This is a genomic window from Candidatus Hikarchaeum yamanae (assembly GCF_009889665.1).
In the GTDB taxonomy this organism is placed as follows: Archaea; Halobacteriota; Halobacteria; order Halobacteriales; family Hikarchaeaceae; genus Hikarchaeum; species Hikarchaeum yamanae.
This window is the reverse complement of the sequence record NZ_WTZR01000005.1, coordinates 44513-66057: the sequence shown is the minus strand read 5'-3', so window position 1 is coordinate 66057 and position 21545 is coordinate 44513. Positions and strand designations below refer to the sequence as shown.

The window sequence follows — 21545 nt, the reverse complement described above, 5'->3', positions numbered from 1 at the left end:
AATCTATCTGCATCACGGGGCCAAGAGAAATTCCCAGAAAGCTGCCATGTTCGTTCCCAGGTATCATTAGAATATTCATACTCGATTACTCGATCGTTTTCAGAATCAGCTACGAGAATAGTTGGAAGATTTTCAGAAGAGACCAAATATTGGGGGTTGTGTTGTTCATACATGGTTTTATGTTGCCCATCTTCTCCCAATGTTAGGACGATTTCATCGGATAGTAAATCAATGAGAATGATTTGATCAAAATTCCTGATAGATACCATAACATATCTCTGATCAATTAGATCGATATCGTTGACATGGGTCCAATCTTCAGAATAGCGCCCGCCACCACGTTTTTGAAAACCATGATCTCTGAATTTCCATTCCCAATCAAATGATTCGGTGGTCATATTAAAAATAAGCAAACGGTCATCGTTTAGATTGGTAGAAGTATTGTAATTTCTCATGTTTGCTATTAGGAGTTTGTCATCTCCGATTAGATCCGCGTCGTGAGTATCGATGAGAGGCAGTCGGTGGAGCCAATTTATTTTTCCAGCTTGGGAATCGAGTTCATAAAAAAGAGTTCCATCGGGCTCTGTTGCTACTACGAGAATATTGCCATTTGGAAGTGGATCAGCGTCATAGAACCATCGTGCTCCGACAGAGCTTCCATTATGAACCCACAGTACATTTCCAACAGAATCAACTGCAACTAGTCTTGCGGGTTTTTTCGTGCTTCCTTTTCCTTCAAAATGAAATCCCTGGATACTGATAATAGTAATGCCATCTGCAGGTTGCTCAATGACCCCAGGAGAGAAATCCAAATATGACGCCGTTGGTTCATGAGTTATGGCTGAAAAAACGGCAGGGGAAATGAGCAGCAATACCAGGATACAGACTAAAATTCTAAAGAATTGTGATCGAGAGGATAAACTGAAACGCGACATACAATGTCAGATAAAAGAATGCGAAGAACGAATATCTTACCTTTCTTGTTTTAGAAGAAAGGGAGATTATTTTTTCGTTCTAAGTTTTGTTTAAAATTAAAATATTCTTCCCTGTTGAAGATTCTACAATCCGCCTGTGGTTACATAGAGGTAAATCACGAAAGCGACTGCAAGGCCCCATTGTGCAGGGGTTGCAGCATTGAGACTACCTTCTTTTGCTGCTTTAACTATGGGGTAGGATATAAGTCCTGCTGCGATACCATAGGCGATAGAGAACGTTAGAGGCATCATCAAAATAGTAAGTCCTGCTGGGACTGAGTTTGTGACATCTTTCCAGTCTATATCGGTTACTCCACGTAGCATAAGGATAGCTACGAGGACAAGTGCAACGTGAGAAGCATAGAGTGGGACAGCGGCTGCAATAGGCACTGCAACGATGGATACTAGGAATAGGACACCAACTACAAGTGCAACCATTCCAGTTTTTCCACCTTCTTCAATACCAGTAGCAGATTCAATGTAAGTAGTTACAGTTGAAGTTCCGAGGATACCACCAACGGTAGTACCAATCGCATCTGCCATGAGTGGTTTTTCAATTTCTTTGAGGTTTCCTTTCTTGTCTAGGAATCCCCCTAGTTGGGAGGTTCCGATGAGGGTTCCTGCTGTATCGAAAAAGTCCACGAAGAAGAACGTGAAAACGATCAACGCGAATCCAAATGCCGATGCTGAACTTAGACCGGTAAGCCCTCCAACGAACGCGCCAACGAGTGGTGTGATGTTGTAAGAAGTAGCAGCGATTTCAGGGATCGCGAGGTCGCCTCCTATTCCAACAGCTGTGAGTGCGTATGCGAGAACAGTGGTGGCTAGGATACCAATAACTATGGATCCTTTTACACCCCGAGCATAGAGCACGAATGTTACCAGCAGACCTAGGAGCGACAATAGCGCTATTGGGTCTGCTGCGAGGTTTGGATTAAGTGTTACAAAAGTTGCTGCGTCAGCTGTGATAACTTGCATTGCTTGAAGCCCGATAATTGCTAAGAAAAGCCCGATACCAGCACCGACGGAGAACTTCACAGGTTTTGGGATTGCTGCGATAATGGCGTCTCTCCAGCCTGCAGCGGTTATGATAATGAAGATTACCCCTTCAACCACAACGGCTGCGAGGGCGACTTCCCACGCAATTCCCATTCCTAATACCACGGTGAACGCGAAGAACGCGTTCAATCCTAATCCAGGTGCCAATCCGAATGGGCGGTTGGCATAGAATGCCATTACTAAACATGCTACTGCAGCAGAAAGTAGAGTCACAATGGCGAGCATCTGAGTGACTTGGGCGGCACTGTACCCATCGATTTGAATTGCCGCTCCTAAAATCGCAGGATTAAGGATGACAATGTAGGACATTGTAAGGAATGTGGTGATCCCGGCAATGACCTCTGTTCTTAAGTCTGTCTTTGCTTTTTTAAAACCAAAACGTTTGGCGAGAGAGTCTGCGACGCTCATACAGTAAAAGACGCTTCCGGGAAGACCTTAAGCATTTCTGATCGTCGCTGATTAACGTAAAATAGATCGTTTATTGTCTTAAAACGTCTGACTAGAACGGCGTGAATGGCCATATAAGGACATCATTGAGATAATTATAACGATTAATCATAAATAGAGTTGGTAATAAAAATGAAATTAAAAAGACAGTAAGAGATATAATCGACGGGTTATTTTAGACCAAATATACGTTGAGTAGTGGTGCGTAGGACGGATAAGGACCAGAGAATTATGATGAAAGGGAGAAGTGGAATTAGAATTAAGATTAACCCGAGGCCATACAACATCGACATGATGTTCATTTCACTGTTTGATCGGCTCAGATAGGGAGCGGTTACGGTTCTGAGAAGCTTGTTTGGTTGGGTATCAGAGGGGTCCATATAGGAAGTATATGTGAGGGGGGAAATAAACGTTTGAATTTGTAAAAATAGAAATATTTGGTGAACTATAGGTATTATTCCATATAGATTCCAGGCCGGAAGGGGGCAGATTGGGCCGCTTTTCCAGAAGGGTCTATGGAATTTTCATCTTCGGTGTGAAATTCTATTGTCACTCCTAGTTCTTTTTCGAAGAAGTCTTTGGCAGAAGAATACAGATTGGATTCTTCGATTGATTTTAACAAGGACAATCGTTCAGGGGGTTGTTGTCGGAGGTATGTCAGTAAAGTGGTTGAAAGCCGCTTAATTTCATTGCCAAATGGACGTAATTCGTCGTTTTGCATTAAGATGCCCATAGCCACCCCCAAATCTAAATTTGAATCAATGAGAGTTTCTAGTACTTGATATTTCCAAGGGGCTGGTGTGTAAATGCTAATCAGAGATGGATTTTTGTTGATTACATTTTTAACTTCGTGTATGTCTGAAAGAAGAGCACGTATCAAATCTTCTTCAAGTTCTATTAAAGGGGCATCAAATTCAAGAGATGTGTTTGGCCAGCTGGCAGTGTCTAGAGGATCCCCGGTCAAGAGTTCGTGTAATTCATTAGACAGGAACGGCATGAAAGGAGAGAGCATGATTAGACGGGTTCTTAATACTTCTCGTAGGGCCCAATTGGATTTTGTGAAGACACTTCTTCGATTGTGCCATTTTATGTGCTCCTCCAGTTCATAGAAGACAGCTTGACTAGCTGTTCTCGTTTCGAATCGATCTAGCGAAGAGGTAGTTTTTTCAATGATTTGATTAAGTTTTGATAGTAGCCATTTATCAGGTTTGCTCAAATTCTGATCAGCTGTGGGGAGCGAGATAACATCGAAAGAGCGATTCCAAAAACGGAATAATTGGGTTCTAATTACATCTACTTGGTCGGATCTCCAATCGTAATCTTGCCAAGGTTCGGCAGAGCTCAATAAGAAAAATCGAACGGTGTCAGATCCATATTTATTAACAGCTTCTTCGACTAGAACGACGTGACCTTTAGAAGAAGACATTTTTTCCCCTTCCAATAAACCCATTCCCATTACCATTATTCCATTGGGCCAATGGGATTCATCGAAAAATTCAGCGTGGTGATATAAAAAGAAAGTTAGGTGATTGCTGATGAGATCGTTTGCGGAGCATCTGTAATTAATTGGGTACCAGTATTCCCATTCTTTCCTAAGTTCAAGTGCACGGGGGTCTGGAGAAGCTACTGCTGTTGGTCCGAAGAATAAAGCGTCGAAGAATTCGTGGGTCAAGTCATCTGCAGGAATAGAATTGAGATGATGAGAGATAGTATAATAGGCCATATACAAAGTGGAATCGGAGAGGGGTTCGATGACGTAATCAGGGTCCCAAGGTAAGTGTGTCCCTAGGCCATAGTTTCGAATGCAAGGCCACTCTTTTAGCCAATCAATCGTTCGATAATATTCGTTTTTGGTGTTTTGAGGAATCCCATCGAGTTGATCAACGATGTTTATTGCTTTTTTTCGCCAGGAATCGTCGTTGTATCGAAGGAACCATGTTTCTTGGGTCGCCACTTCTACACTTCCACCGCAGCGACAGACGACATCTTCTGTAAACTCGTACATGGTGTCGAATAGATCAAGTTCTAGGTAGTCTTGTTTAATTTGATCTCGTGCTTTCTCTACTGTTTCACCAGAATAAATTCCATAAAAATCCCGGAGGATACCAGAGTGGAATTCTTTGTTATACAGTTCATGTGTTGCTTGTTTGAGCAGAGGATCGTTTGATGTCGTTATCCCGAATGATTCAACTATATCTTTTGCTGGGAATTCACCATAACCCTCCACTGTTAAAATGGAAATGGGTGTGATATTTTCGAGTGATTTTGGTTTAATTCCATAAGCAGACATCTGCTCTATATTTTGTTTTGCTTCAGTCAACGCGAGCCAATCATCAGGACTATGTGCAGGGACAGACATCACGGCCCCAGTTGCGTTGTCAGAATCGACAAATGTAGCTGGTAAAATAATTACAGATTCTTCTGTGATTGGGTTTTGTATAAACTCACCAATTAATGTCTCAGAAAGGACTTCGCGTTCAATAGTTACATTCCTGGCTTGGAGTGAAAATTTACCAGCAGCTTCTTTGGAAATAATCCATTTTTCCCCATCTACATTTGCTTCAACATAGATGGAGTTTGGATTAACAAAAGCGTTGGTTACTCCCCTGATCGTTTCAGGTCGGAGAGTTGCCATGGGAATTATAAAATCACCCCATTTGAATTTGATTAAAGTATACTCTTGAAATTCCGCATTTTCTCCTCGGAGGATGTCATGAGTAGTTACGGGATTCTTTTCATTCGTGCAAAACTTAACGGGATGCAATCCTTTTTCGAGTAATCCGCGGTTGTGGAGAGTGTCGTATTGCCAGGTAATAAACTTTGAATAACGTTCATCGTTGGTTGTGAATTCACGTCTCCAATCAATACTGAGACCAAGGTTTTTCATGCCTATTCGGTAATGATTGTCTATAAAATGGTGTGCGAACCCCATTGGTGTTTTGAGTTCGTCTAATTCTTCATCGGAGACACCAAAAATATCTTGAAGTACCGATAGTTGTTCAGGCTCCCTTTTTTTTAAACGTTCGACTGCCCCAACTATAGGAGTTCCAGTGACATGCCAAGCCATTGGAAAAAGAACAGATTCTCCACAAAGTCTACGGTATCTTGCATAGACATCAGGTACAGCGTAAGTGCGTGCGTGTCCAATGTGCATTCCGCCACTAGGATAAGGATATGCAACGGTTATGAATGTGGATTCATTATTACTAGGGTTTGCCTCATAAGTCCCATTTGACATCCACCGATCCTTCCACTTGTTCTCAATGGAGGATGGTTGGTATTCCATAGTACATTGTTTTATATCCTAGAGTTAAAAGAACTCGAAATTTGTCTTGATGTGATGTGAGACGGCGAAAGTAAGAAAAATTGAAATTAGTCTTCTAATATTTCATTGAGTTTAGACAGAACAGCGTCGGAATGGCCATCTGGTTTGACATTGTTGTAGACTGCCTGGATGGAACCATTAGAGATGATAAAAGTGGTTCGTGCGGGTTTGCCATCGCTGATATCAAAACCAAAGTGAGTAGCTACAATTCCTTCGGGGTCGGCTAGGAGATTTAATTCTAAGTCATACTTGTTGCAAAAGGAAGAATGAGAATCCACAGAATCCATAGATACTCCATATACTTCTGCCCCTATTGCTTCGTATTGAGAGAGTGATTCATTGAATTGAACTGCCTCAGTGGTACACCCAGGTGTGTCGTCACGGGGGTAGAAATACACGACAGTGGGGTCGCTGAAAGAAAGAGTCATTGTTTCACCTTTTTGATTTGGGGCGCTTACTTCAGATATTTGATCTCCAACATTAAGAGTCATAATGGAGAATTGAACTTAGTAACAAAAACACCTTTCTAATTGATTTTTTGTTTAAAGTTATCAAGAAAGGTGGGTCACATTGTAAGAACCAAGGGATCTGACCCATCCATTTTCACTTACGATAGCGTGAAGATTTGAAAAAACTTCCAGGGTTCTACTTTCATCAGAACTTGCTTCAAAATCTATATGAAATAAGTAATCTCCAAGTTTATTCCCACTGGGGCGGGATTCAATTCGGGTTAAGTTGATATCTTGGTCAGCGAAAGTTTGAAGAATTTTGAGTAATAAACCAGAATAATCACTTTGAGGATAGATGATAACAGAGGTTTTTTTCCCAAGTTTTTGACGTTTTGTAGGAGGGGCTATGACGAAAAATCTAGTGGAGTTGGAAGATTGATCTTGGATGTTTTTAGCCAAGGTTTTTAATTTTTCATTGGAGCTTTGAGGATGTCCAATTGCTGCGATAGAATCATCTTCGGTTGCTCTATCGATACCACTTGCAGTGCTAGTTGTTGGTTCGAGTTTTAAATCGGGGTAGTTTGAAGTGATAAAATTGCGGCATTGTGCTAGTGCTTGGGGATGGCTTGTGATAGTGTCAAAAGTTGTCGATTGGGCTAAGAGAGCGTGTTGTATTGGGGCGACTACTTCTTCAAGTATAGCTATGTCGTGATCCACCAGAGAGGAGAGACTCTCCGTAACAGATCCTTCGATGCTATTTTCTACGGGGATAATACCTTTATCGAAAGTACCATCAGAAACATCTTTTACAATAGCGGTTACCGAGTTGCGGAATACTATATCGTCGGAAAAAGATAGAGAAACTCTATGGGAATAGGTTCCAGCAGGTCCTAATGTAAGTATGCTCATCTTCCACAGGCTACTTCATTAAGGGTAAAAAGGTCATCGTTAGGGGTTATATGGCATAATTCATTAACGATTAGATGCAATTCTAGCGGCTGTGGCTATTAACTCAGAGAATGTGGGGTGGGCATGAATTGTGTTTGCTAAATCGGAGGTGGTGGTCTTTGATTGAATTGCAAGTCCAATTTCAGCTATGAGTTCAGATGCAGAGGGCCCCACTATTTGCCCTCCAATGACAGATCCAGTGGATGCTTCAGAAACTATTCGAACGAATCCTATGGGTTCATTCGTTAGGTGTGCTCTACCGAGGGCGCTATAAGGAACTTTTCCGATAGAAACATCCAAACCTTCTTCCTCGGCTTGTAGTTTGGTCAAACCCACAGTGCCAATTTCAGGAGTGGTAAAAACTACTGAAGGGACGGAAGTATTATTTGAAATAACATTTTTATTTGAGATGGCTTCTGCTGCTATTTTTCCTTCCATACTAGCTTTATGGGCCAGCATAGGTGGGCCAGCGACATCTCCTATAGCGAATATATTTGAAATCGAAGTACGGCACTGGTTGTCGACGGGAATAAAACCATGCGAATCTGGTTTGAGTGAAATTGCATCTAGATCGAGGGTTTCAGTTACAGGAGTCCTCCCGACTGCAACTATGGCTTTGTCACAAGAGTAATCGTGAGTATCTCCAGTGGGAGTGGTGGTTGTTATTGTGATTCTAGATTTAGATTTGGACCAAGACGAAACAGATTCGCCGAAGTGAAAATTTATTCCGATGTGTTCGGAATGTTTTTGAACTAGTTTGGAAATATCATCCTCATAGTTAGGGAGTATTTTGTGTTGTAGTTCAATGACATCGACGTGAGATCCAAGTTTGGCGAATAAAGCAGATAGCTCCATTCCGATATATCCAGCTCCAACGATGACTAATTTTTCAGGGATTGATTTTAGAGACAGAGCAGTTTTAGAACTAATAATATTGTTAGAATCGAATTCAAATCCAGATAGTTCAGTGGGCCTACTTCCGGTTGCTATTATTGCATGTTTGAAGGAGATGTCACGGAGGGGATGGGGAGAAGGGGGGGTTAATCTTGCAGAAGTAGTAGTTAAGAAAGTTATTGCTCCGTGGAGTAAATTAATTTTCTTGGCCAGACACATTTTTTCTATTTGCCGTTCCAATTGAGAAACAATCCCATTTTTCCAAGAATTCAATTGGGTGAAATCGATCGAATGGGAGGAGGTAATGCCCATATTTTCTGCATGGGACATGCTATATGCCAGGTTGGTTGCTCCGATGAGGGCTTTGGAAGGCATACAACCACTGTGGACACATACTCCTCCATATTTATTCATTTCTGCCAATGTGACATCGAGGCCCAGTTGGCTAGCACGTAGTGCGGCTTCATGCCCACCTGGTCCAGATCCAATTATGAGAAGGTCTGTTGAAATTGGACCATTATTGTTTTCCATTATTCATAAATAATCATCTTTTCTGTCCGTATAAAGTAGAGGAATGGGAAATATAGTATCATGCGGAGGTGGTAGAATTTGAGATTAAAGATCGGATGAAAAATTCACCCGCTCGATAAGAAGATCGAACCAGAGGTCCGCTGGCACAATATAAAAATTTTAGTTCATCTTCAGCGACATATTTCCAGGTCTCAAATTTGAGTGGGGAGACATATTCAAATACTTCTAAATGCCGGGGGGAGGGTTGTAAATATTGACCCAAAGTTACAAAATTTACACCGTTTTCTCTGAGGTCCGATAGGGTTTGGTAGACTTCTCCATCATATTCTCCCAGACCCAGCATTAAAGAAGATTTAGTATAGATATCAGAAGTTGAATTGATATAATCCAGTACAGATAAAGATTGTTCGTAGCCGGCCCTTCTATCTCGGATCGGCCATTGGAGCCGCTCCACAGTTTCTATATTATGAGCTATCACATCTGGCTTTGCCGCAATGATTTTGTCAAGTAAACCCAATTCGGATTGGAAATCGGGTATCAGAGTTTCTATCAAAGTATTAGGATTGAGACTTCGAATTGCTTTGATTGTTTTTGCGAAATGGCCCACTCCTTGGTCTGGCAAATCATCTCGATTGACAGATGTTAATACCGCATAGTCTAGATTTAGTTCAGAAATAGCAGATGCGATGTTTAGAGGTTCGTCGGGGTCTAGAGGTAGCATCCCACCAGTCGTTACATTGCAAAAATTACATGTCCGGGAGCATCTGTCTCCCATCAACATGAAAGTCGCAGTTCCAGGGGATTTTTTTCCAGACCAACATTCTCCAATGTTAGGACAATGCGCTTCTTCACATACAGTATGAAGGTCATATTTTCGCAGGGTCTGTTTGATGTGAGTAAATTGGGATCCGGAAGGTAGAGAAATTTTTAACCAGGATGGTTTTTTTCCAGAAGCACTTGCCATTATTACTCGAAATGAGTTGGGTGGTGAAATAAGTGACTAATGGGGATAAGTGGAATGCGCCGACCGGGAATTGAACCCGGGCCATGAGCTTGGGAAGCTCAGGTCATACCACTAGACTATCGGCGCGAATTATGATTGATTCGCATATGAGGATGCGTTAGAGTACTGTTTGTTATGTAAACGGAAAGATCGATCGGGTATTATCTGTTGGAGTACTTATAGAAACCCATGCTAGCGGGACATGGGATTTCTGATTTGGAGTTGACAGAACAAGAGTTGGAACATACTAAAGAACGCATAATTCAGTTTATTGGAAAAAGCGTGATTGATGCAGGAGCAGAAGGAGTAGTTATAGGTTTATCAGGTGGAATTGATAGTACTCTTACGGCTTACTTGGCGGTAGAAGCACTTGGAGTGGGGGGCGTATATGGAGTGGTAATGCCAAGTAAAGTGAATAAAAAGGAAAATATGAAGGATGCAATTCAAGTTGCAAATGATATAAAAATAGAACATAGTGTGATTGAAATTGAATCTATTGTTGAAGAAATAGAATCTTCCATGGGGAAAGGGGGGGTAAAAAAAGAAATAGACGAGATAGAAGATAGAGTAATAGGAAATTTGAGGGGAAGAGTGAGGGCGATCGTTTTGTATCGCATGGCAAATGCTAATAATTCGATAGTGATAGGAACGGGGAACAGAACAGAAGCATTGATAGGATATTTTACAAAGTATGGAGATGGTGCAGTGGATTGCCACCCTATAGGGAATCTCTATAAATGCCAAGTTAGACAGTTGGCGGAGTGGGTGGGAGTACCGAATAAGTATATCACTAAAGCGCCGACTGCAGGGTTATGGGAAGGACAGACAGATGAAAAGGAACTGGGCATGGGATATGATATTTTGGATTTGATTCTATATTTATTGATTGAACAGAAAATGCCAGTTGGAGAAGTACAAAAAATATTAGAAATAGATGGAAAGGAGGTACTAGAAGTACAGAAAATGTATGAGTTGAGCGAACATAAGAGAAGCGTCCCACCTAGCCCCTAGAAGTTATCCTTTAGATAGATAAGGTCGTTCGAAGCCTGATCCGGGAATTGAACCCGGGATCTCGTCCTTACCAAGGACGCGCTTTACCCCTAAGCCAATCAGGCACACGTTATGCAGTACGTTATCATGTTTATGCATTTCTAAATCATTCTACTTCTGTTGTTCTGCTTAACTGGGCTAACTACCTTTACTTTCCAGAAGATATAACCAACAAAAAATCCTCTTCTTCGCCTTGTTCTATTGTTTGTATTAATCTCAAAATGTGATCTTTGGATTCTTTTGAGATGTCAAAATTGAGTAGTTGTTTGGTGTCAAATTCAGATGGCATTTCTGAACTTGATGAAACGAATCCAGCGATGATTGCTAACTCAAAGATATTCCGCTCCAAGCTCATTCTGCGCGTTAGAGTTCCAGTGGGCGTATCAGACCACTCAGCTTCTGTAATTCCAAATTCTCGGATGGTTTCTACAGCTTTAGGTGCGGCTTTTGTATGAGATAAGAGATAGAATCCCCTTGCAACCATAACATCTGCAGCAAGCAGATCCATATCGGTGATTAATTTTTGTTCGTTGTTTTTCCAACGGTTTTCTCGAACGAGATCTTGTGTTAGCCGCAAGCCTTCATAGATTAATTGTACTCCAGCGGCTTTTGAATCTACAATAATTGATTCTTCATCAGTATGCCTCACTTCGTCAGATACTACGATGGTTGCTAATCCGAAGGTGGGGGAATCGGATTCGATTTGACCAGTTATAATTTCTCTGAGTCCTGTTGGTTCAACTTCATCGACTGCCCTACAAGATGCTGCCCGAACTCGGGAGACTGCGTCCATTACTGTAGCTAGTAGGCATATCGAGTCCAAAAGACCTTTGGAAACGATCTGCTGAAAGAATATTATCTGTGATTTTTATTACGTTTAGTAAATAAAAAAAATAGAGCAATCGCTCTGGGTTTAAAAATAAGAAAAAGCTGAAGAAAGAAAGCTACTCGGTTAGGCTTTCCTGCGGACTGCGAGGAGTGCTGCTGCGAGTAGGGCCACAACTGCGATAGCAAGACCAAATCCTGGTTGACCAGGTGTTGGTGTAACTTGTACAGTTCTGACGTTTTCGATTACTTTCTCAATTACAACGGTTCGTTCTTGAACCTCAACTTGTACTTCTACAATAGTTTGAGGTGTTGGAGTACCGCGGATAACTTCGATAGTTCGGGTAACGATCTTTGGCTCTGCAGTTGGAGTTGCAGTATCTGCTACTGCTTCTACATCTACTTCGTCACTGATTTCGGTACCGGATCTAAGAACCACGACGGAGAACTCGGTTCCAACATCGACATCAGAGAGGTCGAATGTTGTAGTCCAGGTTCCGTCCGAGGCTACATCGGCTGTCTGGGTCTTGAGGAATGGATCGTCGCCAGTGTTTCGGACTCTAACAGAGAGTTCGGTTCCTGGAGCGACAGATGCAGTTCCGGATATGACACTTGCAGCTTCTGGTTGAATTCGGAGATCATCATCTGCATCTAGGCCAGAGACGGTTGCCTCTTCCTTGACGTAGTTGAATTCTATCTCTTTCTTGTTGTCGTCCTCATCGTCGTCGTCAACGTATGGGTTGAATTCATCGATGAAGAAAGTGACCTTGTAATCTTGACCTTTTGCTAGCGAACCATTGGTCGTTGTAGCATCTTGCGAGTCAATTACCACATAGAATGTGTTGTTGTCTGCATCAGTGTACAACTGAGCTTTGGCGGCTGCTGCGTCGTCAGTGGTTAGGGCAAATACAATTGCATCCTGGTTGCTGACAGCGTCGGTCTGTTTGATTGTCAAGTTCATTCCGTGAGCTTTACCGGAGTCGGCTGAGACACCACCAAGAACTGTTTCTAGGTCCTTGTTGGTAACGTGTCCAAAGACACCAGATACGTCGACTTTAACGATGAGCAGATCTTCTAGAGATAAGCTTCCACCATCGGCGATTTCTGTTGTGTCGCCCCAGTCGTCATCTGGATCGAATTTGTTTGCATCACTCTCAGGAGCTCTGTGGAGACTGATTCCATTTGTCGAACGGGAAGTTAGAGCCAATGTTGCGACGTCTTGTTCATCTGCAACTACACCAGCTGCGCTGATTGTGCTAGATGAGGAGAGTCGGAGGTCATAGTTTCCTGTGGACAATGGATCACTGAGAACGAGGTCAATGTCAAGTCCGGTTGTTGTGGTACTGGTGTTGTAACGGGTAGAACTCGTGATGGAGTCATCAGAGTCGTCTACTGTGTAACCAGTTCCGTTTGTTGCGGTGAACGATTTTCGGTCTGGAGACTCTTTATGAGTAACCGAACCTGCAGCTCGTCCAACGTTGTAAGTGTTCATCAAGAGGTTGACTTTACCGTCTTTGTCTCCTCCGTCAGTCACTTGGATCATTTCTAAGTAGTTGACGTCTTCGCCACCAATGAACACGTAGGCTGTTGTTGCGTCAACCATATCGATTTGGATGTTCGCAATGTCACCACGTTCTTCAGAGAATACACTTTGACTGAATGTGTATGTTGGGTCGGCATCTCGAACAGTGATTGTTGCGGATGCTTCTGCGTCGGTGTCAACAACTTCGATGTCGAATGTGTATGTACCATCATCATCGAAGTCGCCGTCGAATTCAACTTGAACTGACTCGCCGGCTTCTACGTCAATGAGGATGGACTCACGGTCATTCTTACCGTCGTCGTCTTCATCTGTTTTAGACGAATTGTCTACGTCGTTAGTAGATCCAGATGCAGCGAATATGTCAGTAAGGTCGTCTTCATCTAATTCGGGTGAGGAGACTCTTATCTGGAATTCGCCACGGTTGGATGTTATGTCAAGTGTAGTTGTTGAACCAGAGTCGATTGAATCGTCATCTAGCTCTACACTGAGTGTCTGTACTGTAACTTCGAATTTCGCATTTCCAACGTGAGTTGTGTTTGGCGAATTGAAGGCAAATTGATCGCTTGTAGACCCTGTTGCGGATAAGAGTTCACCAGTTCCGTTTGCGATGTAGACTTTGCTACCTTCACCACCGGCTGTGATAACGTAGTATCCTTCGAGGCCACTAGTCGAAATTTTTGCGGTACCAATACTCTGAGTATCTCCCTTTACGTTCTTTGTAGCCGAACTAACGTCGAGTTGGAACTCAGTTACGAGTCCTGCGACTTTGTTGTCGTCTACAGTACGAACTTGTAGGGTGTTACCAGTAGCTGTGGTGGTACCATTTTCTAACCAAATGTCCTGACCTTGCCAGTATGTTACTCCAGAATCGGCTAATTCGGCGGTGCCTACGGCGGTACCAAATGCAGATCCAGAGAAAGCAACAACTCCACCGAAGACGGAAAGAACCATCAGCGCGGAAAAGAGCAATGCCTGAACTTTTTTGCTTGTATTTGTCATATTATTTTTTTTGTTTGCAACGGACCGTTGTGATCGGGCAAACCGACCTGTAGATCCAGAGGTACTTCTTCAGCTTCCTCTCTGCAATCCCAACAAACTACGGATTAGGTTAAATACTTTCCTATCGAGAGAATGGAGAAATCGATGCCCTGGTTTGGTTTATACAGCTCTAAAAAAGAAGAATTGGAGGGCATCTGAGATCAATGATTGAAAAGGTAGGAATATATAAAGAAGTTTTGATTCCAAAATACGTAAAAGGGTAGACTGGGACGTTAAAAAATGAATGGAGAGTATGTGGTTTTGGTTCGTTTTACCAAGAAGAGGGAGAAAATAGAGGGAGAAGGAAAGGGGGGGAAAGTACCATAATATCCTATGCAGAATAGTGTATATAGGTATTAATTACTGTGGGTAATTATAGGAATAACTATGATGTGTGAAAATGGGTGTAAAAAGTGTTGTTGAGGCCCAATCGCGTGTTTTTTTACTGGGAGAGGGGAGAAAACTATATGGAAGGTACAGGAGTTCCATTGGTTACCCCTTTTGACGAAAAGGGAGACATTGATGAATCGAAACTTGCCGAATTGGTGGGATGGGTAGAAGAAAGAGGGGTTGATTTTATTGTTCCTTGTGGGTCGAATAGTGAAGCAGAATTAATGACGGCGGAAGAAAGGGCACGAGTAGTCGAAATAGTGGTGGAATCTGCATCGGTTCCCATATTAGCAGGGACGGGGCATCCAGGCCTACGGGAAAGTACCATACAGACAGAATTGGCTGCATCGGCAGGTGCAGATGCTGCGCTAATTGTAACCCCATTTTATTTTTCACATAGTCAAGAAGACATGGCTATATATTACAAAAAACTGGCCGAATGGGTCTCGATCCCAGTATATCTGTACAGCGTGCCGAAATTTACTCACGTTAGCCTTGAGCCAGATACGATAGCAGAATTGTCAGATGATGAGAATATCAAGGGGATGAAAGATTCTAGTGGGAACTCAGACTTATTCCAACAAGAAGTGGAGGTGACGAAAGAGAAGGACTTCGATATGTTGGTGGGAGCAGGAGGAATTTATGCACAGGCACTGGAAATGGGTGCGACTGGGGGTGTATTGGCACTAGCAAATATCGCACCCGAAAAATGCTCTGAGATATATCAATTGTATAAAAAAGGAGACAATGAAAATGCCAAAATATTAAACGACGAGTTAGTAGAATTGAACCGAGGGGTCACAGGAACATACGGCATTTCTGGTTTGAAGGCCGCAATGGAAATGAGAGGAGCACCTGCTGGATTTTCTCGTAGTCCACATCGCGGGGTCGGTGGGGACGAAAAAGAGGGCCTCCAAAATCTACTAGATGAAGCAAGAGTGCAGTAGTTAAAGTATTTGCAAGGTCACAAATAGAGAGATGAGTAGACCTACAGTGCGTGTTGTAGTTGATTCGGGGGTATTGGTAGAAGATGCCAAAAAGGAGAAATCGGCGAAGATTGTGATGGAAATTATTCGAAAGTCACCAGAGATGGTAATTATCGCTAGTATGCCCCTACTAGATGAAGCACAAAAAGTGATTGAGACAGATTTGGGGGGCGAATTGGCGAAGAAATGGCGAGAAGACATAGAGGGTATATGTGAAATTATAGACCATGTGGAGGGGGATCATCCGGCACTTGCTTCTGCGTATGTGGGGAATGCGCAGCATATTATTTCAAGAGATGGGAGGTTGACTAACGCCAAAGCGGGAGTAGCGATCAGAACAAAAATTGAAACTAGTGTTAAAAGGCCAGATGCTTTTGTGAAATTATTTGAAAATATTATCTGACTCCGCGGTGTTCAACGGGGTCATTATCAAGCCAAGATGCTAGCTTAGAAAGGGCCCTTCCCCGATGAGAAATTGCGTTTTTTTCAGTTAGATTCATTTCTGCCAATGTTTTGCCGTTATATTCAAATATAGGATCATATCCAAATCCCTCAGTTCCACGAGGAGGGACGATAGTACCTCTAATAGAACCTTGAAATGCCACGGTTTCGTTGTTAGAACAATATGCGATTGAGGTTCTAAAGTATGCACGGGGGGAATCAAATTCTTCGAGTAAAGTGAGAATTCCAGATAGCCCAATAGTGTGATATACATATGAAGAATAGGGACCGGGGAATCCGCCTATGTCATCGATGAAGATTCCAGAGTCATCGGTGATTACAGGTTGGGTTCCACCTGCGGCTTGGAAGGCTTCTTGGGCACCAGAGATGGCGATCTCGGATAGGCTCTCAGATTGTAATTCGAGATAATCATAATCAAACTGTTCAACTGTGGATCCTAGATATGCTTGTGCCTCGCGAACTTTTTCGGCGTTGGTGGTAGCAAAAAGCACCATGGAACAGTGAGAGTGTCGAGGGGAGAAATAGGCGTCGTAAATTATATGATTAGAGATACCTACCACGTGATTCTATTTCTTGGAGCCGTGTTAGTACACGAGGGAATCCCTGGGCCTCGTAGACGGATATAGCACGATTCCAAAGTTCCTCGTAGTTAGAAGAAGTTCCAACGAGGCTCTCTTTGAATATGTGAAGATCCATTGCGTAGTCCTCTATGTTATCTGTATGAAATCCCAGACCAAAATCTATGAGGTACACCTTATCAGAGGTGGAATCGATTCTAATGTTTCTGGTGGTTGGGTCTCCGTGGACGATGCCAGAAGAGTGGAGTAATGCCAAATACTTAACGACGTTTTCTACTCTTTTTTGGTTTAATCCTTCGGAGAGGTCGGTGTCTCCAACTTTTTGGAATTCCAGAGTGAAATTAAGGGGGTCGATGCCTTTGATTAAGGGGGTAGGAATACCTATTTTTCGGGCTTCATGGGTAAGTCGTGCCTCGACATTGGTTCGATGACGTCGGAGACGAAGATCCATGGCAGGATTTCGATAGGGTTTTGGAAGTCTTCGTTTCCACACAGTATTTGCATCGAATTCCACAAGTGCTTCAGATCCTTGTATGGTAGACGGGGATGCGGTGGAAAGAGATCTACTAGGGACGGGCCAGGTTACCTTGACCGTATTTGGTCTAAAGTTGGAGAGAACATGGGAATCTTCAATTGGAATTGTATCACCTACATCGAACATATAGGATCCTAAAATAGCGATCATACCTGCATTGTCACTGAGGAAGCGTGGTTCTGGGGCGAAGAATTTGGCACCTCTATCGGTGCACATAGTTTCTAGCATATCTTGCAGACGTGTGTTATTTCCAACCCCACCTCCGAGTATGAATTCGTCACAATATAATAAAGATAAGGCACGTTCTGAAACTTCGGTTAGAATGGAAAATATGGTTTCTTGGAGTGAAAAACAGACATCTTCTATGGGGTGGCCCTGGTCGTAGGCAGTTATCGCTGCAGTTGTTAATCCAGAAAAGGAAAAGTCCATCCCTTTGACTATGTAAGGGAGGTCGAAAAAACTACCATCTATTGCTGTTTTTTCTATTTGTGGTCCCCCCGGGTGTGCCCATCCAACATGGCGAGCGAATTTGTCTAGGGCGTTTCCTACTCCAGTGTCCATGGTCTCTCCTAGTACTCTGTAATAGCCATCATGATAGCTCAAAAGATGTGCATTCGCGCCGCTCGCATTGAGACAGACAGGAGTAGAAAATCCTGAAAAATGTCTACCTACTTCTAGATGGGCAAGCATATGATTAACACCGATAAGAGGTACATTGAAAGTTCCAGCAAGGGCACGGGCAGCTGTTGCACATATGCGGAGGCAAGGGCCCAGGCCGGGGCCTCTAGAAAAGGCCACTGCATCGGGAGGAGTTTCTAAGTTAGTAAAGATAGTTTCAAGGACTTTTGGTAACGCTTTTCTCATGTGATCCGCTGCCTCTCGGGGATGTAGTCCTCCACTGTCGGGCACATATGGGAGGGTCTCTATGTGCACGGTGTCGGAATTGGAATCAAAAATTGCAGCACTAGCTGCCCAAGCAGTTCCTTCAATGCCCAAAGTAATAGTCATATTGAGAGCACCGTTCTTATTGATGTAAGAAGGGGAGATGATTATTTCTATTGATTGGGAGTTCAGTGTAGAAAATTTTCAATAGGTGTTATTTCCATCTAGTATAACTACATTTTCCGCAATGGAATCGGTCGTTGTGTTCTGCTAAAAAAGAATCGTCGCATTCTGGGCAACGTTCGTTGGGGGTAGAGCCATCGTTGCCATAATTTTCGCGAGCCCCCATTTACTCTTCCTCGGTGTCTTCAGTGGCAGATTGATTTCGAAGGATGATATGGTCTTGTTCAATTGACTGGGCAAAATCAGAATTTTCATAAATCTTTGCATCTCCAATGGTTTTTCGGGTTCCAAATTGAGTTCGGAGCTTCCGGATTATTACTTCGTCTGTGTTTTTGTTCAATCTCGCTGCTAGGTTGTCTCGAACTTCAATACGATTTGGAGTTGAGTCTGCGTGGTCAATGAGGAAAGAAACATCTACCCTATGTAACAAAGGGTTGGAAGTTTCAGATAAAATAGTTATTTCCATTATTGGGTACATTTTCCAGTCGCATCCAAAAGTATTTCGAAGGCACTACAGGTCAGATTGTGCGATCATAGAGAACACTGAATCAAGATCTCCGTCGAATTGGGAAAGCAGGTCCCATGCATCACGCCTGATATCAGGGGTTACGAGTATGTGGACCATTCCCAGATCTGGCTGGCCATAGATTATACTAGATTCAAGAGGGGCTAGCATAATTGCAGGTAAAGTTGCTAGATCTTCTTCGCCAGTTACTAAAATTTGGGAAGGTTCATCGGGATTGTTGATTGATTGGTTGATCGCATGGACTAGTTCGTCTGTCAGAACGCCAGGGGGATTTTTCACTTCAATGTGAAAATCTATGTTTTGAAATGGCGAGGGAAAGTCAATGGGTTCGCGTTTTGTTAATTGGTCAATTATAGATACGTTTGGAGAAACTCCTGCAGTTTCAAAGTGGGAAGTCACTACGTCGCCTATAGTGATAATAGGAAAACCTAGATGGGGAATTAAGTCGTTTATATCTACATACAGAGGACCCATTGGTTCTCTTAAGTTATCTCGTAGTTGAGGGGGGAGATGGACTGAATTTGGCAATAGTTATCTGACTTTTAGAGCATACTGTCCGGGCTCGTTTATTCCCATTATTTTTGCTACATCGGATTGTTGTGGGTGGATAATAACGATATATCCACTCCAGTCATCAGTGATACTAGCAGAGCCACAGGAAGGACACGTTTCTGCTTTTTTATCATTTAACACTCTGAGGCAATCTCTACAAGCGAGGCGTTTTTTTGCGGGCATTAATTATCGGCCTCACGCTTGTCTTTGAGCCATCCGTGCTTTCCAAGGCCAGGTTGTTTTGCGGTTAAACCGATCTTGGATTCTCGGGGATTGCGTTCGTCGATGCTCTTGGTCACGATTCTAGTCCGGACAGGGTCATCGACTTTAATTGATTTGCCAGACTCATTTGAGTTTAGCTGTTGGTTTTCTCCATTGAAGCTCAGATATTCATCAGAAATTTGAGAGACGTGTAGAAGACCATCGATAGGGCCAATTCCTACAAATGCTCCGAATTCGACGACCTCGACCACGGTTCCGTCAACTACTTCTTGCATCGAAGGGTCGAAAGTGATAGCATCGAATTCGGTGGGATAATAAACTCCTGGGCGTCCGGGTAGAACAACACCTTCTTCGAGATTGTGTACTTTGGTGACACTTATTACACTGCCTACAGATTTGTCTACACGACCTTCGAGTTTGTCTTGAAGCAACACTTTGACTAAATCTTTGTTTACATCTCCGAGTTTGTCTGGCGGTACTTCCACTGTGTCGATTATTCTAACCTTTTTAAACATATTAGGGCTCCATGATATGTAACGTATTTTGGCCCCTAACGCCAACTACGGGGATACCAGCTCCTAGGAGTCTGTCGCGCAGGGACAAATCGTTTGTTACAACGTAATCTATTTGACTAGTATAAGAAAGCTCCAAAAATGATTCGTCTGCCGCAGCATTCTCTGTTTTGATAATTTTACATCGCATTTTGGCCAAATCGAGACCAACACGAGCGGCACGAGAAGCTACTCCCTTGCCATTTTTTAGAGAAGAAAGTTCTTGGAGTACGGGCTCGGGGATCACAAATTCGGGAGAGGGCAGTAATAGCTCTAGTTCCTCAAAAATTCTGATTTCGAGTTCGACAGGGACCATCAATGCATTAGTATCGAGAGCAACAATGACCATGAATCAGTTTAAAAGTGTTCCAATTCCAATCAATCTCCAACGAGAACCAACACGTCTGCTAATAGCTATTTGTGCTTGCAGAGGTGCACTTATGGGTCGTTTGAGTGAAACCTCACATTCGGATTTTCTAGCACTTGTAACAATTCCTACCGTAGTAGTGGTACCGACAGATAGCATCAGGGCTTCTCCAGTGTTTATTGGGCCAACTTCCCCAGATTCAGAGGTACCAACAATACGGTCTAGAAGGTCTACATTCATAGTGAAAGAATCCCAAAGAGGAGGAAGGGTTCCTGGTTTTCCTGCCAGCCTTCCAGTCAAACCATCACTTTTTGTGAGAGAAGGATCTAATCCAGTTCCAATTCCTATGAGTCCCCCAGGACCAACTTCGTCGAGAGATGAATTACCAGCTCGGATGGATTTTATTGTTGCAATGATGGGGAGATATTCAACTTTACCTGAAGTGAATATTCGTTGCCCAGGAGAAATTTCTAATTCATCTCCAACAGAGAACTGACCTTGGACAAGGCTTCCTCCTAAAACGCCTCCAACTAACTGGTCCCAGGTTGCTCCGGGACGGTTTATATCAAAACTCCTGGCCACGTACATTAGAGGTGGAGATTTGCCATCCCGTTTGGGGGTGGGGATATGTTCTTCTATAGATTTAATGAGAGAATCTATATTGATATTTTGATCAGCGCAAATGGGAATTATAGGTGCATTTTTAGCTATTGTTCCAGAAAAGAATTCTTTAAGTTTTTCATAGTGGTCTTTGGCAGTTTCCAAGTCGACTAGATCTATCTTAGTTTGGGCAATGACGATGTTTGATATCCCAATAGTCTCTAGAGCCATTAGATGTTCTTCTGTCTGAGGCTGAGGTACAGATTCGGTTGCGCTGACAACTAGTACTGCTCCATCCATGAGTGCCGCGCCAGATAGCATAGTCGCCATGAGAGTTTCGTGGCCAGGTGCATCTACGAAAGAAACAGTGCGCAAAAAGTCCGTTTTTTTATTATGATGAGGGCACGTTTCAGCTAGGAGATATGAAGTTGGGTCTTCGCATTCGGGGCACTTCCTAAAAGTTGCGTCTGCATAACCAAGTCGGATGGAAATTCCACGTTTCAGTTCCTCAGAGTGTTGGTCGGTCCAAGTTCCAGACAATGCTTTTACTAGTGTTGTTTTCCCATGGTCGACGTGGCCAACAAGACCTATATTGACTTCGGGGGTGGTTTTTTGTTTCACGATT

The 21545-nt window shown here is 42.9% G+C and carries 21 protein-coding genes and 2 tRNA genes; 3 read left to right on the top strand and 20 right to left on the bottom strand.

The window, feature by feature from the left end:
* The 8 genes from ACM9H2_RS03480 to ACM9H2_RS03445 all read right to left on the bottom strand — a co-directional run.
* Nucleotides 1-935: aryl-sulfate sulfotransferase (locus ACM9H2_RS03480; RefSeq protein WP_415488235.1), on the bottom strand; the 935-nt coding region annotated here is incomplete at its 3' end.
* A 123-nt stretch (nucleotides 936-1058) separates the two neighbouring features.
* Nucleotides 1059-2441 (bottom strand): NCS2 family permease, encoded by a 1383-nt coding sequence (locus tag ACM9H2_RS03475; protein WP_415488233.1) that lies wholly within the window; start codon nucleotides 2439-2441, stop codon nucleotides 1059-1061.
* Nucleotides 2442-2934: 493 nt separating this feature from the next.
* Nucleotides 2935-5766 carry a leucine--tRNA ligase gene (gene leuS / locus ACM9H2_RS03470; protein ID WP_415488231.1) on the bottom strand — a complete coding sequence of 944 codons (2832 nt, stop codon included), beginning with the start codon at nucleotides 5764-5766 and terminating at the stop codon, nucleotides 2935-2937.
* An 86-nt stretch (nucleotides 5767-5852) separates the two neighbouring features.
* Nucleotides 5853-6296 (bottom strand): peroxiredoxin, encoded by a 444-nt coding sequence (locus ACM9H2_RS03465; protein ID WP_415488229.1) that lies wholly within the window; start codon nucleotides 6294-6296, stop codon nucleotides 5853-5855.
* Between the two features lie 60 nt (nucleotides 6297-6356).
* Nucleotides 6357-7163, bottom strand: a complete 807-nt coding sequence (gene pheA, locus ACM9H2_RS03460; protein ID WP_415488227.1) for a prephenate dehydratase — start codon at nucleotides 7161-7163, stop codon at nucleotides 6357-6359.
* A gap of 63 nt (nucleotides 7164-7226) precedes the next feature.
* On the bottom strand, nucleotides 7227-8627 hold the full coding sequence (lpdA, locus tag ACM9H2_RS03455; RefSeq protein ID WP_415488225.1) for a dihydrolipoyl dehydrogenase: 1401 nt from the start codon (nucleotides 8625-8627) through the stop codon (nucleotides 7227-7229).
* Between the two features lie 58 nt (nucleotides 8628-8685).
* The gene (gene lipA, locus ACM9H2_RS03450; protein WP_415488223.1) at nucleotides 8686-9591 is read right to left on the bottom strand and encodes a lipoyl synthase; all 906 of its coding nucleotides are present in this window, start codon (nucleotides 9589-9591) and stop codon (nucleotides 8686-8688) included.
* A 55-nt stretch (nucleotides 9592-9646) separates the two neighbouring features.
* A tRNA-Gly gene (locus ACM9H2_RS03445) sits at nucleotides 9647-9717 on the bottom strand.
* A 102-nt stretch (nucleotides 9718-9819) separates the two neighbouring features.
* On the opposite strand from ACM9H2_RS03445, the gene ACM9H2_RS03440 reads away from it, so the two are divergent.
* Nucleotides 9820-10641 carry an NAD+ synthase gene (locus ACM9H2_RS03440; protein WP_415488221.1) on the top strand — a complete coding sequence of 274 codons (822 nt, stop codon included), beginning with the start codon at nucleotides 9820-9822 and terminating at the stop codon, nucleotides 10639-10641.
* Between the two features lie 32 nt (nucleotides 10642-10673).
* Here the strand turns inward: ACM9H2_RS03440 and ACM9H2_RS03435 are convergent.
* The 3 genes from ACM9H2_RS03435 to ACM9H2_RS03425 all read right to left on the bottom strand — a co-directional run bounded on the left by ACM9H2_RS03435 (nucleotide 10674) and on the right by ACM9H2_RS03425 (nucleotide 14047).
* Nucleotides 10674-10745: transfer RNA gene (locus ACM9H2_RS03435), tRNA-Thr, on the bottom strand.
* Nucleotides 10746-10828: 83 nt separating this feature from the next.
* Nucleotides 10829-11473 carry a hypothetical protein gene (locus ACM9H2_RS03430; RefSeq protein WP_415488219.1) on the bottom strand — a complete coding sequence of 215 codons (645 nt, stop codon included), beginning with the start codon at nucleotides 11471-11473 and terminating at the stop codon, nucleotides 10829-10831.
* A 159-nt stretch (nucleotides 11474-11632) separates the two neighbouring features.
* Entirely contained in the window at nucleotides 11633-14047 is a 2415-nt protein-coding gene (locus ACM9H2_RS03425; protein WP_415488217.1) for a BGTF surface domain-containing protein, read from the bottom strand.
* A gap of 506 nt (nucleotides 14048-14553) precedes the next feature.
* On the opposite strand from ACM9H2_RS03425, the gene ACM9H2_RS03420 reads away from it, so the two are divergent.
* Complete coding sequence (locus ACM9H2_RS03420) at nucleotides 14554-15423, top strand: dihydrodipicolinate synthase family protein (RefSeq protein WP_415488215.1); 870 nt, start codon at nucleotides 14554-14556, stop codon at nucleotides 15421-15423.
* 31 nt (nucleotides 15424-15454) lie between these two features.
* Nucleotides 15455-15865 carry a hypothetical protein gene (locus ACM9H2_RS03415; RefSeq protein ID WP_415488213.1) on the top strand — a complete coding sequence of 137 codons (411 nt, stop codon included), beginning with the start codon at nucleotides 15455-15457 and terminating at the stop codon, nucleotides 15863-15865.
* On the opposite strand, the gene rdgB is transcribed toward ACM9H2_RS03415, so the two are convergent.
* The 9 genes from rdgB to ACM9H2_RS03370 form a co-directional block, all read right to left on the bottom strand.
* Nucleotides 15858-16418: an RdgB/HAM1 family non-canonical purine NTP pyrophosphatase gene (gene rdgB / locus ACM9H2_RS03410; RefSeq protein ID WP_415488211.1), complete on the bottom strand. Its 561-nt coding sequence runs from the start codon at nucleotides 16416-16418 to the stop codon at nucleotides 15858-15860. The two genes, ACM9H2_RS03415 and rdgB, sit on opposite strands and share 8 nt — an antisense overlap.
* A gap of 49 nt (nucleotides 16419-16467) precedes the next feature.
* On the bottom strand, nucleotides 16468-18045 hold the full coding sequence (locus tag ACM9H2_RS03405; protein ID WP_415488209.1) for a bifunctional N(6)-L-threonylcarbamoyladenine synthase/serine/threonine protein kinase: 1578 nt from the start codon (nucleotides 18043-18045) through the stop codon (nucleotides 16468-16470).
* A gap of 88 nt (nucleotides 18046-18133) precedes the next feature.
* The gene (locus ACM9H2_RS03400) at nucleotides 18134-18268 is read right to left on the bottom strand and encodes a 30S ribosomal protein S27ae (protein WP_415488207.1); all 135 of its coding nucleotides are present in this window, start codon (nucleotides 18266-18268) and stop codon (nucleotides 18134-18136) included.
* Nucleotides 18269-18568: a 30S ribosomal protein S24e gene (locus ACM9H2_RS03395; protein ID WP_415488205.1), complete on the bottom strand. Its 300-nt coding sequence runs from the start codon at nucleotides 18566-18568 to the stop codon at nucleotides 18269-18271. It lies immediately after the preceding gene.
* A 45-nt stretch (nucleotides 18569-18613) separates the two neighbouring features.
* Nucleotides 18614-19156, bottom strand: coding sequence for a GTP-dependent dephospho-CoA kinase family protein (locus ACM9H2_RS03390; protein WP_415488203.1), 543 nt, complete (start codon nucleotides 19154-19156; stop codon nucleotides 18614-18616).
* Nucleotides 19157-19159: 3 nt separating this feature from the next.
* Nucleotides 19160-19363 (bottom strand): transcription elongation factor subunit Spt4, encoded by a 204-nt coding sequence (spt4, locus tag ACM9H2_RS03385; protein WP_415488201.1) that lies wholly within the window; start codon nucleotides 19361-19363, stop codon nucleotides 19160-19162.
* Nucleotides 19363-19917 (bottom strand): DNA-directed RNA polymerase, encoded by a 555-nt coding sequence (locus ACM9H2_RS03380; protein ID WP_415488199.1) that lies wholly within the window; start codon nucleotides 19915-19917, stop codon nucleotides 19363-19365. The genes spt4 and ACM9H2_RS03380 overlap by 1 nt, the downstream gene beginning before the upstream one ends.
* Before the next feature lies 1 nt (nucleotide 19918).
* Nucleotides 19919-20302 (bottom strand): twitching motility protein PilT, encoded by a 384-nt coding sequence (locus ACM9H2_RS03375; protein WP_415488197.1) that lies wholly within the window; start codon nucleotides 20300-20302, stop codon nucleotides 19919-19921.
* A gap of 3 nt (nucleotides 20303-20305) precedes the next feature.
* Nucleotides 20306-21544 carry a translation initiation factor IF-2 subunit gamma gene (locus ACM9H2_RS03370; RefSeq protein ID WP_415488237.1) on the bottom strand — a complete coding sequence of 413 codons (1239 nt, stop codon included), beginning with the start codon at nucleotides 21542-21544 and terminating at the stop codon, nucleotides 20306-20308.
* Nucleotide 21545: the final 1 nt, after the last annotated feature.

Bases quoted from the DNA above. Each gene is read 5' to 3' on its own strand.
- ACM9H2_RS03475 (WP_415488233.1), bottom strand. From the start codon at position 2,441: ATGAGCGTCGCAGACTCTCTCGCCAAACGTTTTGGTTTTAAAAAAGCA.
- leuS (WP_415488231.1), bottom strand. From the start codon at position 5,766: ATGGAATACCAACCATCCTCCATTGAGAACAAGTGGAAGGATCGGTGG.
- ACM9H2_RS03465 (WP_415488229.1), bottom strand. From the start codon at position 6,296: ATGACTCTTAATGTTGGAGATCAAATATCTGAAGTAAGCGCCCCAAAT.
- pheA (WP_415488227.1), bottom strand. From the start codon at position 7,163: ATGAGCATACTTACATTAGGACCTGCTGGAACCTATTCCCATAGAGTT.
- lpdA (WP_415488225.1), bottom strand. From the start codon at position 8,627: ATGGAAAACAATAATGGTCCAATTTCAACAGACCTTCTCATAATTGGA.
- lipA (WP_415488223.1), bottom strand. From the start codon at position 9,591: ATGGCAAGTGCTTCTGGAAAAAAACCATCCTGGTTAAAAATTTCTCTA.
- ACM9H2_RS03440 (WP_415488221.1), top strand. From the start codon at position 9,820: ATGCTAGCGGGACATGGGATTTCTGATTTGGAGTTGACAGAACAAGAG.
- ACM9H2_RS03430 (WP_415488219.1), bottom strand. From the start codon at position 11,473: ATGGACGCAGTCTCCCGAGTTCGGGCAGCATCTTGTAGGGCAGTCGAT.
- ACM9H2_RS03425 (WP_415488217.1), bottom strand. From the start codon at position 14,047: ATGACAAATACAAGCAAAAAAGTTCAGGCATTGCTCTTTTCCGCGCTG.
- ACM9H2_RS03420 (WP_415488215.1), top strand. From the start codon at position 14,554: ATGGAAGGTACAGGAGTTCCATTGGTTACCCCTTTTGACGAAAAGGGA.
- ACM9H2_RS03415 (WP_415488213.1), top strand. From the start codon at position 15,455: ATGAGTAGACCTACAGTGCGTGTTGTAGTTGATTCGGGGGTATTGGTA.
- rdgB (WP_415488211.1), bottom strand. From the start codon at position 16,418: ATGGTGCTTTTTGCTACCACCAACGCCGAAAAAGTTCGCGAGGCACAA.
- ACM9H2_RS03405 (WP_415488209.1), bottom strand. From the start codon at position 18,045: ATGACTATTACTTTGGGCATTGAAGGAACTGCTTGGGCAGCTAGTGCT.
- ACM9H2_RS03400 (WP_415488207.1), bottom strand. From the start codon at position 18,268: ATGGGGGCTCGCGAAAATTATGGCAACGATGGCTCTACCCCCAACGAA.
- ACM9H2_RS03395 (WP_415488205.1), bottom strand. From the start codon at position 18,568: ATGGAAATAACTATTTTATCTGAAACTTCCAACCCTTTGTTACATAGG.
- spt4 (WP_415488201.1), bottom strand. From the start codon at position 19,363: ATGCCCGCAAAAAAACGCCTCGCTTGTAGAGATTGCCTCAGAGTGTTA.
- ACM9H2_RS03380 (WP_415488199.1), bottom strand. From the start codon at position 19,917: ATGTTTAAAAAGGTTAGAATAATCGACACAGTGGAAGTACCGCCAGAC.
- ACM9H2_RS03375 (WP_415488197.1), bottom strand. From the start codon at position 20,302: ATGGTCATTGTTGCTCTCGATACTAATGCATTGATGGTCCCTGTCGAA.